The 14,206-nt window shown below is 39.8% G+C and carries 17 protein-coding genes; all 17 read left to right on the top strand.

Annotated features, from left to right (window positions below):
* The first annotated feature begins 16 nt into the window (after nt 1-16).
* Nucleotides 17-793: a heptaprenyl diphosphate synthase component 1 gene (locus BBI08_RS10195; protein WP_008497798.1), complete on the top strand. Its 777-nt coding sequence runs from the start codon at nt 17-19 to the stop codon at nt 791-793.
* Between the two features lie 5 nt (nt 794-798).
* Entirely contained in the window at nt 799-1,503 is a 705-nt protein-coding gene (locus BBI08_RS10190) for a demethylmenaquinone methyltransferase (RefSeq protein WP_008497797.1), read from the top strand.
* A 17-nt stretch (nt 1,504-1,520) separates the two neighbouring features.
* A complete protein-coding gene (gene hepT / locus BBI08_RS10185; RefSeq protein WP_008497795.1) occupies nt 1,521-2,495 on the top strand; it encodes a heptaprenyl diphosphate synthase component II in 975 nt (324 codons plus the stop codon).
* Nucleotides 2,496-2,580: 85 nt separating this feature from the next.
* Nucleotides 2,581-3,027 carry a nucleoside-diphosphate kinase gene (ndk, locus tag BBI08_RS10180; RefSeq protein WP_008497794.1) on the top strand — a complete coding sequence of 149 codons (447 nt, stop codon included), beginning with the start codon at nt 2,581-2,583 and terminating at the stop codon, nt 3,025-3,027.
* A 183-nt stretch (nt 3,028-3,210) separates the two neighbouring features.
* Entirely contained in the window at nt 3,211-4,383 is a 1,173-nt protein-coding gene (gene aroC, locus BBI08_RS10175; RefSeq protein WP_008497793.1) for a chorismate synthase, read from the top strand.
* Nucleotides 4,384-4,385: 2 nt separating this feature from the next.
* Nucleotides 4,386-5,459 (top strand): 3-dehydroquinate synthase, encoded by a 1,074-nt coding sequence (gene aroB / locus BBI08_RS10170; protein WP_008497792.1) that lies wholly within the window; start codon nt 4,386-4,388, stop codon nt 5,457-5,459.
* On the top strand, nt 5,459-5,842 hold the full coding sequence (aroH, locus tag BBI08_RS10165; protein WP_008497791.1) for a chorismate mutase: 384 nt from the start codon (nt 5,459-5,461) through the stop codon (nt 5,840-5,842). Before aroB ends, aroH begins: the two co-directional genes overlap by 1 nt.
* Entirely contained in the window at nt 5,839-6,927 is a 1,089-nt protein-coding gene (locus BBI08_RS10160; protein WP_008497790.1) for a prephenate dehydrogenase, read from the top strand. The genes aroH and BBI08_RS10160 overlap by 4 nt, the downstream gene beginning before the upstream one ends.
* Before the next feature lie 16 nt (nt 6,928-6,943).
* On the top strand, nt 6,944-8,227 hold the full coding sequence (aroA, locus tag BBI08_RS10155) for a 3-phosphoshikimate 1-carboxyvinyltransferase (RefSeq protein WP_008497788.1): 1,284 nt from the start codon (nt 6,944-6,946) through the stop codon (nt 8,225-8,227).
* Between the two features lie 86 nt (nt 8,228-8,313).
* A complete protein-coding gene (locus tag BBI08_RS10150) occupies nt 8,314-9,567 on the top strand; it encodes a tetratricopeptide repeat protein (protein WP_008497787.1) in 1,254 nt (417 codons plus the stop codon).
* 14 nt (nt 9,568-9,581) lie between these two features.
* Nucleotides 9,582-10,142 (top strand): ReoY family proteolytic degradation factor, encoded by a 561-nt coding sequence (locus tag BBI08_RS10145; protein WP_008497786.1) that lies wholly within the window; start codon nt 9,582-9,584, stop codon nt 10,140-10,142.
* Between the two features lie 9 nt (nt 10,143-10,151).
* Nucleotides 10,152-10,604: a DUF2487 family protein gene (locus tag BBI08_RS10140; RefSeq protein WP_008497785.1), complete on the top strand. Its 453-nt coding sequence runs from the start codon at nt 10,152-10,154 to the stop codon at nt 10,602-10,604.
* Between the two features lie 140 nt (nt 10,605-10,744).
* Complete coding sequence (locus tag BBI08_RS10135; protein WP_008497784.1) at nt 10,745-11,248, top strand: Rieske (2Fe-2S) protein; 504 nt, start codon at nt 10,745-10,747, stop codon at nt 11,246-11,248.
* Between the two features lie 22 nt (nt 11,249-11,270).
* Entirely contained in the window at nt 11,271-11,945 is a 675-nt protein-coding gene (qcrB, locus tag BBI08_RS10130; RefSeq protein ID WP_008497783.1) for a menaquinol-cytochrome c reductase cytochrome b subunit, read from the top strand.
* Between the two features lie 39 nt (nt 11,946-11,984).
* The gene (locus BBI08_RS10125; protein WP_008497782.1) at nt 11,985-12,767 is read left to right on the top strand and encodes a menaquinol-cytochrome c reductase cytochrome b/c subunit; all 783 of its coding nucleotides are present in this window, start codon (nt 11,985-11,987) and stop codon (nt 12,765-12,767) included.
* A gap of 63 nt (nt 12,768-12,830) precedes the next feature.
* The gene (lhaT, locus tag BBI08_RS10120) at nt 12,831-13,442 is read left to right on the top strand and encodes a lipoprotein heptaprenylglyceryl N-acetyltransferase LhaT (RefSeq protein ID WP_155800285.1); all 612 of its coding nucleotides are present in this window, start codon (nt 12,831-12,833) and stop codon (nt 13,440-13,442) included.
* Between the two features lie 51 nt (nt 13,443-13,493).
* Nucleotides 13,494-14,177, top strand: coding sequence for a zinc metallopeptidase (locus BBI08_RS10115; RefSeq protein WP_008497779.1), 684 nt, complete (start codon nt 13,494-13,496; stop codon nt 14,175-14,177).
* Nucleotides 14,178-14,206 lie beyond the last annotated feature (29 nt).

Genomic DNA, 14,206 nt, shown 5'->3' with positions numbered 1-14,206 from the left:
GAATGGAGCAAGCAGTATGAAGGGACATCAAATACAATCGAAAATCATCTCAATGGAAATCGAGGTCTTGAATGCTGTGCGACAGCGGACGCTCGATCAATTTACAGAAGGTCCCTCTGTCAAAGAGTCCCGTTTGTTTTTTTTACTATTGCCTTTTTTCAGCGGGAAAACTTGGTCGCCGGATATTGAAGCCTCTGCAAAAACGGTTTCCATTGTTTATGCCGCATTGCATGCCCATGATCAAATAAAAGAGGATGCTCCCATTATTAAAGAACAACAGCTAACCGTATTAGCTGGAGACTTATATAGTGGAATATATTATCAAATGTTAGTGAACGCGAAAAATATTGTGATGGTCCAGCGATTGGCATCAGCTATTATTAAAGTGAGTGAAAGCAAAACCTCCTTTTTTGAAGAGGAATTCCGAACGGTAGAAGAAATTGAAGAAGCTATTACCGTTATTGAAACTGAACTTTTAATGTCTTTTTATACATTCTATGGCTATACCGAATATGCACCACTTGCAAAACAAGCCTTGCTATATATACGTTATGCTGAGGAACTAAAACGACTACAATCTAAAAATTATTCGCATTTTCTACGTGAGCTAAACACAAATCTAGTCCATGAAAATTATACGAAATATTGGCTAACGGAAAAGTTGGATAGCCTGCATGAACAGATTTTGGCGTCGATCGCTGATTGTGCACTAGATTATGAATTGGCACAATTTCTGCTCCATCAAATAACCCCGCACCAGCATAGAGCTGAGCAGCTGACCCGAGAAGGATGACTGATATGCCTAAAACGAAAGAACAGAGAGTCCACGAAGTATTCGAAAAAATATCTGAGAACTACGATCAAATGAATTCGGTGATCAGTTTCCAGCAACATAATAAATGGCGTGAAGATACGATGTCTAAAATGCAGGTACCTAAAGGTGCTGCAGCTATCGATGTTTGCTGTGGAACAGCTGATTGGACCATTGCATTAGGAAAAGCAGTAGGTGATACTGGACAAGTAATCGGACTAGACTTTAGTCAAAATATGCTAAATGTTGGACACGACAAAACAAAAGATATGCCACAAATCGAATTGATCCAAGGTAATGCGATGTCATTGCCATACCCTGACAATTCTTTTGATTTTGCGACAATTGGTTTTGGGTTACGCAATGTGCCAGATTACCGTCAAGTGCTTGCTGAAATGCACCGTGTGTTAAAACCAGGTGGAATGATTGCTTGCCTAGAAACATCTCAACCTGAAAATGTGGTTTTCAAACCATTCTTTAGAATGTATTTCCGTTTTATTATGCCGGTTTTCGGTAAGCTCTTCGCTAAAAGCTACAACGAATATTCATGGTTACAGGAATCAGCAAAAACGTTTCCGGGCATGAAACAATTAGCGAAATTGTTTGCAGAAGTCGGGTTTGAAAAAGTGAAATACAAGCCTTATACAGGAGGCGCCGCCGCCCTCCATTTAGGAATAAAAAAAGTAAACTAGCGGGAGAAGGATTTTAAGTGGAAAAGATGAAGTTGAAATTGCTCTATTCCGATCTTAAACCGGAACTAGAAATGATCGAGAAAGAATTGGAACAGGCAGTGGATTCCGAATCTCTCCTTTTAAATGATGCGTCTCTTCATTTATTGCAGGCCGGAGGGAAACGAATCCGACCTGTTTTTGTTTTGCTTGCAGGAAAATTTGGGAATTATGATATCAATGTGTTGAAAAAAGTCGCTGTACCACTCGAGCTGATTCATATGGCATCGCTCGTCCACGATGACGTTATAGACGATTCGGAAATCCGTAGAGGCCAACCAACCGTTAAATCACAGTGGAACAATAGTGTAGCGATGTACACAGGTGACTTTATTTTAGCGCGAGCATTGGAACACATTACTAAAATTGAATCTCCGCGTGTGCACGAAATTTTATCTAAAACCTTAATTGAAGTTTGTCGAGGCGAAATTATTCAAATCCAAGACAAATACAGACTAGATCAAAATTTGCGCGATTATTTCCGACGCATTAAACGAAAAACAGCATTGTTGATTTCTTCTAGTTGCGAACTAGGAGCTCTTGTTTCCGGAACCGATGAAAAGACCGCAGCACATTTGCGACGTTTTGGTTATTTTATCGGAATGTCATTTCAAATTATTGACGATATTCTGGATTTTACTTCAACAGACGAAGAATTGGGGAAACCCGCAGGCAGCGATTTTATTCAAGGGAATATAACTTTGCCAATTTTATGTGCCCGAAAAGATCCGGAACTTTATGCGATGTTAAAATCGAATTTGAATAAGAATCTTTCTGACGAAGAACGTTTTAAAGTAGTTGAAGCGATCCGCAATAGTTCAGGAATCGAAGAAGCGAAAGCAATGAGTGAACGATACTTGCAAAAGGCTTTGCGTGAACTTTCGTTCTTGCCAAAGGGACAAGGCGTAAAAACGATGCGCAAAATTGCATTCTTTATTGGAAAGCGGAAATTTTAAGTTGCTAGTTGACAAATGACTCGACAATGATAGTATTTTTTAAGGTGGGCAAAAAGCCCGAGCTTTTAATAGAGGAGTGTTTACATTGGAAAAAACATTTTTAATGGTTAAACCAGATGGCGTTCAACGCAACGTAATCGGAGAAATCGTCGCACGTTTCGAGAAAAAAGGATATCATTTAGCAGGTGCTAAATTAATGCAAATTCCTACTGAATTGGCTGAAGAGCATTACGGCGAGCATAAAGAACGTCCTTTCTTTGGTGAATTAGTAGAATTCATCACTTCAAGTCCTGTATTCGCAATGGTTTGGGAAGGCGAAAACGTTATTTTGACTGCACGTCAAATGATGGGCGCTACAAACCCTAAAGATGCAGCTCCAGGAACAATCCGCGGAGACTTCGCAGTAACTGTTGGGAAAAACATGATCCACGGATCAGATTCTGCTGAAAGCGCAGAACGTGAAATTGGCTTGTTCTTCAAAGAAGAAGAATTGGTATCATACGAAAAAACAATCAATAACTGGGTTAACTAATTTACCCTTTAAAAAACCGTCCCTTTTGGGGCGGTTTTTTTGTTGAATATGAAGATTTGATGAAGATAAAAATTTTCAATTGATTGAAGTTTCACTTTATGTGATTTTAATATAGAATTGAAGAAATGCATTATGGTATAGTGATACATAAATACTTTAGCACGTTGAAGGGAGAAAGTGTAAATGCGTTATTTAACAGCAGGAGAATCACACGGTCCACAATTGACTGCCATCATAGAGGGGTTGCCGGCGCAGTTGCCTTTAACGGCAGAAATGATTAATAAAGAATTAAAAAGACGTCAAGGCGGTCATGGACGCGGCAGAAGAATGCAAATCGAGAAAGATACGGTTGAAATTGTTTCTGGCGTTCGACACGGTAAAACATTAGGCTCTCCTGTCGCTTTAGTCGTCAAAAATGACGATTGGAAACATTGGACATCTATTATGGGCATTGAGCCAATTGAAGAAACAGAAGAAGTGAAACGTCAAATAGCACGTCCACGCCCAGGTCACGCCGATTTAAACGGTGGGATGAAATATGGTCACCGTGACCTTCGAAATGTCTTAGAACGTTCGTCAGCGCGTGAAACAACTGTGCGAGTAGCGGTAGGAGCAGTTGCGAAGCAATTACTAGCAGAACTTGGCATCAAAATTGTTTCTCACGTTACGGAAATTGGAGGCATAAAAGTTAATCCTGAAAGTTATATGGGGAAATCAGCAGATGAAATTCGCGAAATTGTTGAAAATGATGCCGTTTATTGTGCTGATCCATCAGTGACAAAAGAAATGACTGATTTAATCGATCAAACGAAAAAAAATGGTGACTCTATCGGTGGCACAGTCGAAGTTATTGTAGAAGGTATGCCAGCAGGCATTGGTAGTTATGTTCATTATGATCGGAAACTAGATGCGAAACTTGCTGCTGCAATTATGAGCATTAACGCTTTTAAAGGTGTCGAGTTCGGCATAGGATTTGAAATGGCGAGAAAACCTGGTAGTGAAGTCCATGATGAAATTTTATGGGACGAAGAAAATGGCTATACACGTAATACAAATAATTTGGGTGGATTCGAAGGTGGTATGACCACGGGTATGCCGATTATTGTAAGAGGTGTGATGAAACCCATTCCAACTTTATACAAACCACTTAAAAGTGTAGATATTGAAACAAAAGAACCCTTCCAAGCAAGCATTGAACGTTCAGATAGTTGTGCAGTTCCGGCAGCATCGATTGTCGCTGAACACGTTGTGGCTTGGGAAGTAGCAAATGCCTTATTAGATCAGTTTGATGCAGACCAAATGCCACGTTTGATTGATAACTTGAAAAATTACATGAAGTACACGAAGGAGTTTTAAGCATGAAGCAATTGCAGGTCGAAGCTGAACATCCTTATCTTGTTCATATAGGTGCCGGAGCATTCGATTTGTTTGCGGATACCTATCGTCCCTTACTGGATGCGGCTGACCAGATTGTGGTGATCGCAGATGAAAAAGTGGCAGAGCTTCATTTACAATATTTGCTGAATTATTTAACGAGTTGGGACGTTCGTATATTAACGATTCCTGCCGGGGAAAGTGCGAAATCTGTGGAGACCTTTATGGCCTGCCACAGCTTTCTACTATCTGAAAGCTGCTCGCGAAATTCATTGTTGTTAGCATTTGGCGGAGGAGCTACTGGAGATGTTGTAGGGTTTGTCGCTTCAACATTTATGCGCGGTATTCCTTTTATTCAACTTCCGACGACGATTTTGGCACATGATAGCGCAGTAGGCGGAAAAACAGCAATCAATCACGAGCTAGGTAAGAATATGATAGGCACATTTTATCAGCCTAAAGCTGTTTTATATGACAGTAAATTATTGACCACTTTACCATCTGGAGAAGTTCGTTCTGGCATGGCCGAAGTGATTAAACATGCTTTTATATCTAATGAACAGTGGCTATCAGAACTATTAGCTATCGAAGATTTTAGTCTTCTGACAGAAGAAGAGTTGAATCTTCATTTAGAAAAAGGAATTGCTGTAAAAGCGGCGATTGTTGAAGAAGATGAATTTGAAGGTGGCGTCCGGAAGTACTTGAATTTTGGCCATACGGTAGCACATGCTCTAGAAGGTCATTTAGGCTACGGTAAAATTACACATGGCGAAGCGGTCGTTCTTGGAATGTCCTATGCATTATTATTATCAGACCATAAGAAATCGGAACAATTTATCCAGTGGGCTAAGGTAAATGGCTATCCGCTTTACTTGTTGAACGAAATTAAGTTTGAAGCATTATTGCCATATATAAAAAAAGACAAAAAATCATCAAAAGGGGAACTGAATTTTGTTCTTCTTGAAGAAACGGGTCATCCTTATGTGGACAAAGTAGATGAACAGCGTGCATTTGCAGCATACGAAAAATTAGTTTCGCAGATAGGAGAAGTGATTTGATGATACGTGGAGTAAGAGGGGCAATTACGGTTTCTGCAGATCAGGCGGAAGAAGTGCTAAAAGAAACAAAACGTCTAGTTTTGGAAATGGCCAAAGAAAACAAAATTGATCCAGAAGATGTCGCATCAGTCATCATTTCAACGACAACTGATATTTCGTCAGCTTTTCCTGCAAAAGCCGTTCGAACTATAGAGGATTGGAATTATGTACCGGTCATGTGTACACATGAAATGGACGTTCCTGGCAGTATGCCTTTATGTATTCGTGTCATGATGCACGTTAATACAGAGCTAGAACAGAAAAAAATTCATCATGTCTATTTAAATGAAGCGACGAAACTGCGTCCGGACCTATCAGCAAAAAGCCAGGTGATTTCAAAGTGACCAAACACATACTAATCATTGGATTAGGCTTGATCGGTGGGTCATTGGCAAAAGCGCTTCAGCGTAACAAGGATATCCACGTGGCAGGCTATGATGCAAGTGCGTTAACAGCGCGAAAAGCTTTTAAGATGGGCATCATACATAGTTCACCGCCATCACTTGAGCAAGCTGCTGCAGAAGCAGATGTCATTGTTTTTGCCACACCAGTTGGTGCAACGATCAAGTTGATGGAGCAAAGTAAGTACTGGAATTTAAAAGACGATGTTATTCTGACGGACACTGGTAGTACTAAATTGCAAATCATGGAAGCTTCTAAAAAGCTAAATCACCTTTTTATTGGCGGTCATCCGATGGCGGGTTCACATAAAAGTGGTGTAGAAGCTGCAAAAGAAGTTTTATTTGAAAATGCATTTTATATTTTAACGCCTGACGAAAAGACAGATGAAAAAAGTCTTCAATTTCTTAAAGATTTATTGTCTGTAACAAAAGCCAAAATCAAAGTGCTAGCAGCTGAAGAGCACGACCATATGACAGCTGTAGTAAGTCACTTCCCGCACTTAATCGCAGCTTCACTTGTTCATCAATTAGATCAAGAAGATAAATTTCCTTTTACGCGTCAATTGGCTGCGGGTGGTTTTCGAGACACTACACGAATTGCCTCGGCAAATCCGGAAATGTGGCGAGATATCACGACTCAAAATAATGCCATGATTGTTCATCAATTAGACAATTGGATGCAACAAATGGAACAGTTAAAAGAGATGCTTCAAACAAATGATCCAGAACCCATTCAACAGTTTTTTAATCATGCTAAAGTTGTGAGAGACGAACTCCCAATTGCTGGTCACGGGGCGATGTTCTCTGTATTTGATTTATACATAGATATACCGGACGTACCGGGTATTATTTCTGAGCTGACTGGTTATTTAGCAGAAGAACAAATCAGCATTGTCAATATTCGGATTTTAGAAACGCGAGAAGATGTATTTGGTATTCTCGTCATTAGTTTTCAAACAAACGAAGACCGTGCGCGTGCACAAAAATGCATTTCAACACGAACAGTTTACGATACATATATTTCCTGAGAGGACGGATAACTCAATGGCATTATCGTTAGCATTTAAAAAACCAAGCTTAAAAGGTAGTATACAAGTTCCGGGAGATAAATCTATTTCACATCGCGCTATCATGTTCGGTTCTATCGCAACAGGTAAAACAACAGTAGAAGGCTTTCTTATGGGCGACGATTGCTTAAGTACAATTTCTTGTTTTAAAAAGCTTGGCGTGCAAATTGATGTTACAGATGATTTAGTAACTATTCAAAGCGAAGGTGAAAAGTATTGGGAAGAGCCTTCCGAAGTGTTGGATACCGGAAATTCTGGAACAACTACCCGCTTAATGCTTGGATTATTGGCCGGTACATCTTTTCATTCAGTAATGGCCGGAGATGAGTCAATCGCTAAACGTCCAATGAAGCGCATTATCAATCCACTTCGTGAAATGGGTGCGGATATTCGTGGGCGCCATGACGGACAGTATACACCGCTAGCGGTTCAAGGAACTCAACTAAAAGCAATTGACTATACATTGCCGGTTGCTAGTGCGCAAGTAAAGTCAGCCATTTTATTAGCAGCTTTAAAAGCGGATGGTCAAACGATCATTCATGAACCTATCGCATCTCGTGATCATACCGAAATTATGTTAGAACATTTTGGTGCTACCGTTAACCGTGAAGATCACGTGATTAAGCTTGAAGGTGGACAAAAGTTGACAGCAGCTCACGTTCAAGTTCCTGGAGACATTTCGTCTGCAGCGTTTATGATTGGAGCGGCATTGATTACGGAAGATAGTAAAGTAACGCTAACAAATGTTGGTATTAATCCCACACGTACAGGCATTTTAGATGTAGTCGAAAAAATGGGTGCCGTTATTGAAGTAGAAGAAAAAGAAACGGCAGGTGAGCGTTCAGCTGACTTAACCATTTATTCGAGCGATTTAAAAGGAACGGAAATTAGTGGGGATTTAATTCCGCGATTGATCGATGAAATCCCATTAATTGCTTTGATTGCAACGCAAGCAAAAGGAACAACTGTGATTAAAGATGCTGAAGAGTTACGAGTAAAAGAAACTGATCGTATAGCAGCAGTTGTAACCGAATTGTCGAAAATGGGAGCAAATATTGAAGCAACCGAAGACGGTATGATCATTCATGGTCCAACCGTATTAACAGGTGCTGATATGACTTCTTACGGCGATCATCGTCTTGGCATGATGGCAGCAATTGCTGCTTTAGTAGCATCGAGTGAAGTTGTGATTGACGACCCAGAATGCATTTCGATTTCGTATCCTAACTTTTTTGATCAACTGAATTTACTGACAAATTAACTCTCCATATGGAGAGTTTTTTTATTATGATAATAGATGTCTTTCGTGTAGGATGAATGTAAGAATGTGAAGGAATAGGTGATAGTATGGCGAATATTGAACAAATACAAAAAGCGGTAGAACAAGGAGATCCTAATCTTCTAAACACATTATTAGATGATTATTTGCTAAAAGGTGATCCGGATGAGCAATACGGTTTATCTGAATGGCTAGCAGAAATAGGCTTTGTGGAAGAAGCAATCAAAGTACTCGAACATTTACAGTATATATTCCCAGAAGAAGCACAATTGACAATTGACCGAGCCAATTTGTTAATAGATGCTGACCGGGAAGATGATGCATTAAATGCCTTGATGGAAATCCCAAAAGACGATGAATTGTATGCTCAAGCGCTTGTAACCTTAGCGGACTTGTTCCAATTACAAGGTTTGCTTGAAGCAGCTGAGAATCGTTTAAATGAAGCGATAGACTTAATGCCAGAAGAACCTCTTTTGCAACAAGCGAAAGCGGAATTGTTGTTAGATTCTGGACGTTACCTGGAATCGGCCAAAATTTATCAAGAACTTGAAGCGCAGCAGGTTGAGATAGAAGGAGTCAATATTTCCGAAAGGCTAGCTGAAGTTTATAGTGCAGGAGCGGCTTACGAAGAAGCATTGCCTTATTATGAAAAAGCGCTTGAAGACTTAGCAACTCCAGACGTGCTGTTTGGAGCGGCATTTGCAGCATTTCAAACACGTCAATACGAGATGGCTGTGCGTCGTCTTGATGAATTGATCGGCATTGATCCAGATTATTTTTCTGCTTATTTATTAAAAGCACAAAGCTACAATATGGCTGAAGATTACCAACCTGCTTATAAGGCAATAAGCGAAGGACTCGCTAGAGATGAATTTGATAAGGAATTGTATTTATTCGCAGGTAAGCTCGCTTTAAAACTGGGTAAAGTGGACGAGGGTGTTGAACATCTACGTCAAGCAATAGCATTAGACCCAGAATACATGGAAGCTATTTATACTTTAGTATCTTACTTCCATGCGCAAGAACAAGATGATGAAGTTCTTGAGTTGGCAGAAATGGTGGTCGAAAGTGGTGATGATTGGGCTGGCCTTTATCCGATGGTAGCGGAAGCTTACGAACGCACAGAAAATTACAAGCAGGCGACGGTTTACTATGAAAAAGCTTACTCATCGTTTAAAGACGATGCGGTTTTCTTGAAAAAATATGCCTTATTTTTAATAGAAGAAGGAAAAAGAGAGCGCGCTCTCGAAATAATAAAAGAACTACAAGCGCTAGAACCAGAAAATCCAGAATGGTTTGATTGGCAACAGTCTTTTGAATGAAAGGAGGAAATTTCATGACCGCTTCAATATCAATAGGTGAAAAAAAGCAATTTGTCCGTTGGTTCCTACAATCTTACAAGATGAAAAGACGTGAGTGTATTTGGATTCTGAATTATATGTTGAGCAACGAAGACCTGCTTGAAAAAACCCATTTTGTTGAAGAAGCGCATTATTGTCCGCGCGCAATGGTCATGTCCTCAACAGATTCAAAAGAAACCCCTTTCCGCTTTTATAAAGGAAACTTAATGACGGCAGACGCGGAAAAATCATTTCATGACTTGCGTCTAAATCCGGATGAACATTTGTATATCCAATTGAATTTTCCTAACATTCCTCCTCCGACTTTATATTTGTCGGTGTTGGAAGAAAATCCATATATACCTGAAGATGCATCTATTGATGAACAAGATCGTCAAGTTGCTGAGAAAATATTAAAAGAAAGCATGTCTGTTTTTCATGAGGAAACGATTTACAAACAAATTGATGAAGCATTAGATGCCAACGATCGCGATCGTTTTTTTGAACTGTCAGCAATGTTGCAGGCATTCAAAGCCATTAAAAAAGACGGAGAGTGAAAATACGCTATGCATTTTATCGGTAAAGAAATTGATCAATATTTGAGTCAACAAGATTATATAGATACAGCGGTTGTGCCACTTTTACAGTTAGATTTAAGTGAAAATGGGATGAAATCCAGTGCAGGCGCTTCTGAATACTTACAAAACCTAACTGCTATGTTAGAAAAGCAATTTAAAGGGCGGATACTTTTACTTCCGCCTATTTCTTATGGCAAAATAGCAAATCGGCAGCGAATTGCAGCTGAATTGTTGGAAGAATTACAGCATACGAAGTTTAAACATATCTTTTATTTAACGACAGATTCCGAATGGCGAACAATTGATAGCTTAAAAAATGTTTTATGGCTACCAGCAATTCCGATGGAGGATATGGACCAATCCTTTAAAAATTCAGTAATGGAAGACCAGTTGAGACAAGTTTTGCCGCTATTTACAAAAGAATGGTCACATCATTCATGAAATGTTCACAAACTGCTTGAATAGGCTATATGCGATATTGACCTTAAGATTTGATTGATATATCATTAGGTTGTCCTAGTAATTATATTTGAATGAGTATGTCCATTGGACTGACCTTGAATGTTAGAGGGGGGAAAAGGATGAGTAATAATCGTGTATCACGACGTCAATTTTTAGGCTACACTTTAACAGGTGTAGGTGGTTTCATGGCAGCAGGTATGTTGATGCCAATGGTTCGTTTCGCAGTAGACCCTGTTCTTCAACAAAAAGAAGGCAGCGACTACGTTTTAACTGATCAAGCTGTAGCTGATATTACGGAAGAACCAGTACGTGTCGATTTCACTTACGAACAAACAGACGCATGGTATAAATCTGAAGTAACAAATTCAGCTTGGGTGTATAAAGACGGCGATAAATTAATCGCACTTTCACCAGTTTGTAAACATTTAGGATGTACAGTGAACTGGGCAGGGAGTCCAGATTACCCGACACAATTCTTCTGTCCATGTCACGCAGGCCGTTATGAGAAAAACGGACAGAACATTGCAGGAACACCGCCGCTTGGACCACTCGATGAGTACCAAGTAAAAGAACAAGATGGCTTTGTTGCAATCGGCGCAGTAAGAGAAAACACAATAGTTTAATAGTTAAGGGGGTACGACACCAGTGCTAAACAAGTTATATGATTGGGTTGATGAGCGATTAGACATTACGCCGATCTGGCGTGATATTGCTGACCATGAAGTACCTGAGCACGTAAACCCCGCACACCACTTTTCAGCATTTGTTTATTGTTTTGGAGGACTAACATTTTTCATTACAGTGATTCAGATCTTATCCGGTATGTTCTTAACAATGTATTACGTGCCAGATATTGAAAATGCTTGGCAGTCGGTTTATTATCTTCAAAACGAAGTTGCTTTTGGAGAAATTGTGCGTGGGATGCATCACTGGGGAGCTTCTCTTGTAGTTGTTATGATTTTCCTTCATACACTGCGGGTATTCTTTACAGGGTCTTATAAGAAACCGCGTGAGCTAAACTGGGTAGTAGGCGTTTTACTATTCGGCGTTATCCTTGGATTGAGCTTCACGGGTTACTTGCTTCCATGGGATATGAAAGCTCTATTTGCAACAAAAGTTGGGATTGAAATTGCGGCATCTGTACCGGTCATCGGTGGATCGATCAAACTTCTATTGGCTGGGGATTCAACAATCCTTGGTGCACAGACTTTGACACGATTCTTCGCTATACACGTCTTCTTCTTACCTGCAGCTTTGCTTGGGTTGCTAGCTGCTCACTTTATCATGATCAGAAGACAAGGTATTTCAGGACCGCTATAATTCATTCCGCAACAAGGATTTTTTAAGGAGGGAACACTTATGCATCGCGGAAAAGGGATGAAATTTGTAGGGGATTCGCGTGTTCCAGGTATGGAATACCGTAAGCCGAATGTTCCTAAAGATTACTCCGAATACCCTGGTAAAACAGAAGCTTTCTGGCCAAACTTCCTTTTGAAAGAATGGATGATTGGTTCGGTCTTCTTAATCGGTTATTTGCTTTTGACTGTCGCTCATCCTTCGCCTCTTGAAGGTCAGGCTGATCCAACTGATACAGCATATATTCCTTTACCAGACTGGTATTTCTTGTTCTTATATCAATTACTGAAATACGAATTTGCATCCGGGCCATTTAACGTGGTTGGTGCCATTATCGTTCCAGGACTTGCTTTTGGAGCACTTATGTTGGCACCATTCTTGGATCGAGGACCGGAAAGACGTCCTTCGAAACGCCCATTGCCTACAGGATTTATGATTCTCGGGATTATTTCTATTATATTCCTTACATGGGAATCGGTAGCAAACCATGACTGGGAAGCTGCTGAAGCGCAAGGGAAAATCACTGAAGAAGTGGAAATTGATACAACTGATCCAGGATATGAAGTGTATTCTGCTGCAGCTTGTATTAGTTGCCATGGCGATAATTTAGAAGGAGCAGTTGGACCAACACTTGTTGGAACTGGCTTGTCTCCTGAAGAAATCTCTGACATTGCTGTCAACGGTATCGAAAAAGACGGTGCTCTTGTAATGCCTGCTGCTTGGGACGGAACAGATGAAGATCTGAAAGTACTTGCAGAGTTTATTTCTGGCCTTGAAGCAGAATAATAACTAATAGAAAAAGAGTCGGGAAACCGGCTCTTTTTTTCTATCTTGAAAGGAAGAAAAATGATGCTTTCCTTTGCGATTAAAATCTCAGCTTGGTTAATGTACCGTCCATTTTTAATTTTGTTATTTGTAGTAAACTTGGCGGGTTCGATTTATGGATACATATGGTATGGATGGCAACTAAAAATCACAGAACCAATTTTTCTAATATTTGTTCCAGATAGTCCTACAGCCAGCTTGTTTTTCACCATCGTGCTTGGTTTGTGGATTTTTGGTAAGCGAAATCGATTAATTGAGGCTTTAGCTTTTGTTACTTTGATTAAATATGGTTTATGGGCAGTTATCATGAATTTACTTACGTTGTGGGAGGTAGGGTCAATTGGTTGGATTGGCTGGATGTTAATAGGCTCTCACTTCGCTATGGCATTGCAGGCAGTTCTTTATATCGAACATTATCGTTTTGGATGGCTATCTGTCGCTTTAACAGCTGTTTGGACTTTGCATAATGATGTAATTGATTATGTCTTCGGTCAAATGCCTATTTATAGTAGGTTGAGTGAGTATAGTAGCCAAATCGGTTACTTTACATTTTGGCTTTCCATTGTTTGTGTCGGATTTGCCTTTTATGTAGCACATTTGAATAAAACGCAATCCATTTCAGTTGACCAATATTGACTAATTTAAGTAAAATAAGAGTATCAAATAGAAAGAGGTGTTGATTTAGACATGGGTATAGGCGGTTATATCTTCTATTTTATCCTTTTGCTAATCATCCCACTATGGGCTCAATTTAAATTAAAAAGAACATATGCTAAATACTCTAAAATTCGTTCCACATCTGGTCATACCGGTGCTCAAGTTGCACGTATTATTTTAGATGCCAATGGCTTGCATGATGTTAAAGTAACAGAAAGTCGCGGTATGTTAAGCGATCATTATAATCCGTTAACAAAAATCGTCGCATTAAGCAGTCACAACTATCGTGAAGCTTCTGTAGCAGGTACAGCAGTTGCTGCACACGAAGTAGGGCATGCAATTCAAGATGCGGAAGATTATTCGTTCTTACGCTTGCGTCATCGCCTTGTACCAATCGTTAACGTTTCATCGAATATGTCTTGGATCTTTATTATGATTGGCTTCTTTTCAGCATGGAGTGGTGCATTATTGATTGGTATCATCTTATTGGCTGCTGGAGTAGTATTCCAGCTAATAACTTTGCCAGTCGAATTTAATGCCTCGAGCCGTGCGATGGATCAGCTTTTGTCACATAATATTATCCGTAATGAAGAAGAGCGTGATGCGAAAAAAGTATTAAGCGCAGCAGCGATGACTTATGTTGCAGCTACAGCAGTGGCGGTTCTTGAACTTGCACGATTAATTTTAATCTATACAGGTATGAACCGCTCATAAAAAAACGGCCCGTAAAAGGGCCGTTTTTT

It is taken from the genome of Planococcus halocryophilus (assembly GCF_001687585.2).
GTDB lineage: Bacteria > Bacillota > Bacilli > Bacillales_A > Planococcaceae > Planococcus > Planococcus halocryophilus.
The sequence above is the reverse complement of the archived record's forward strand: the minus strand, read 5'-3'. Positions and strand labels throughout refer to the sequence as shown.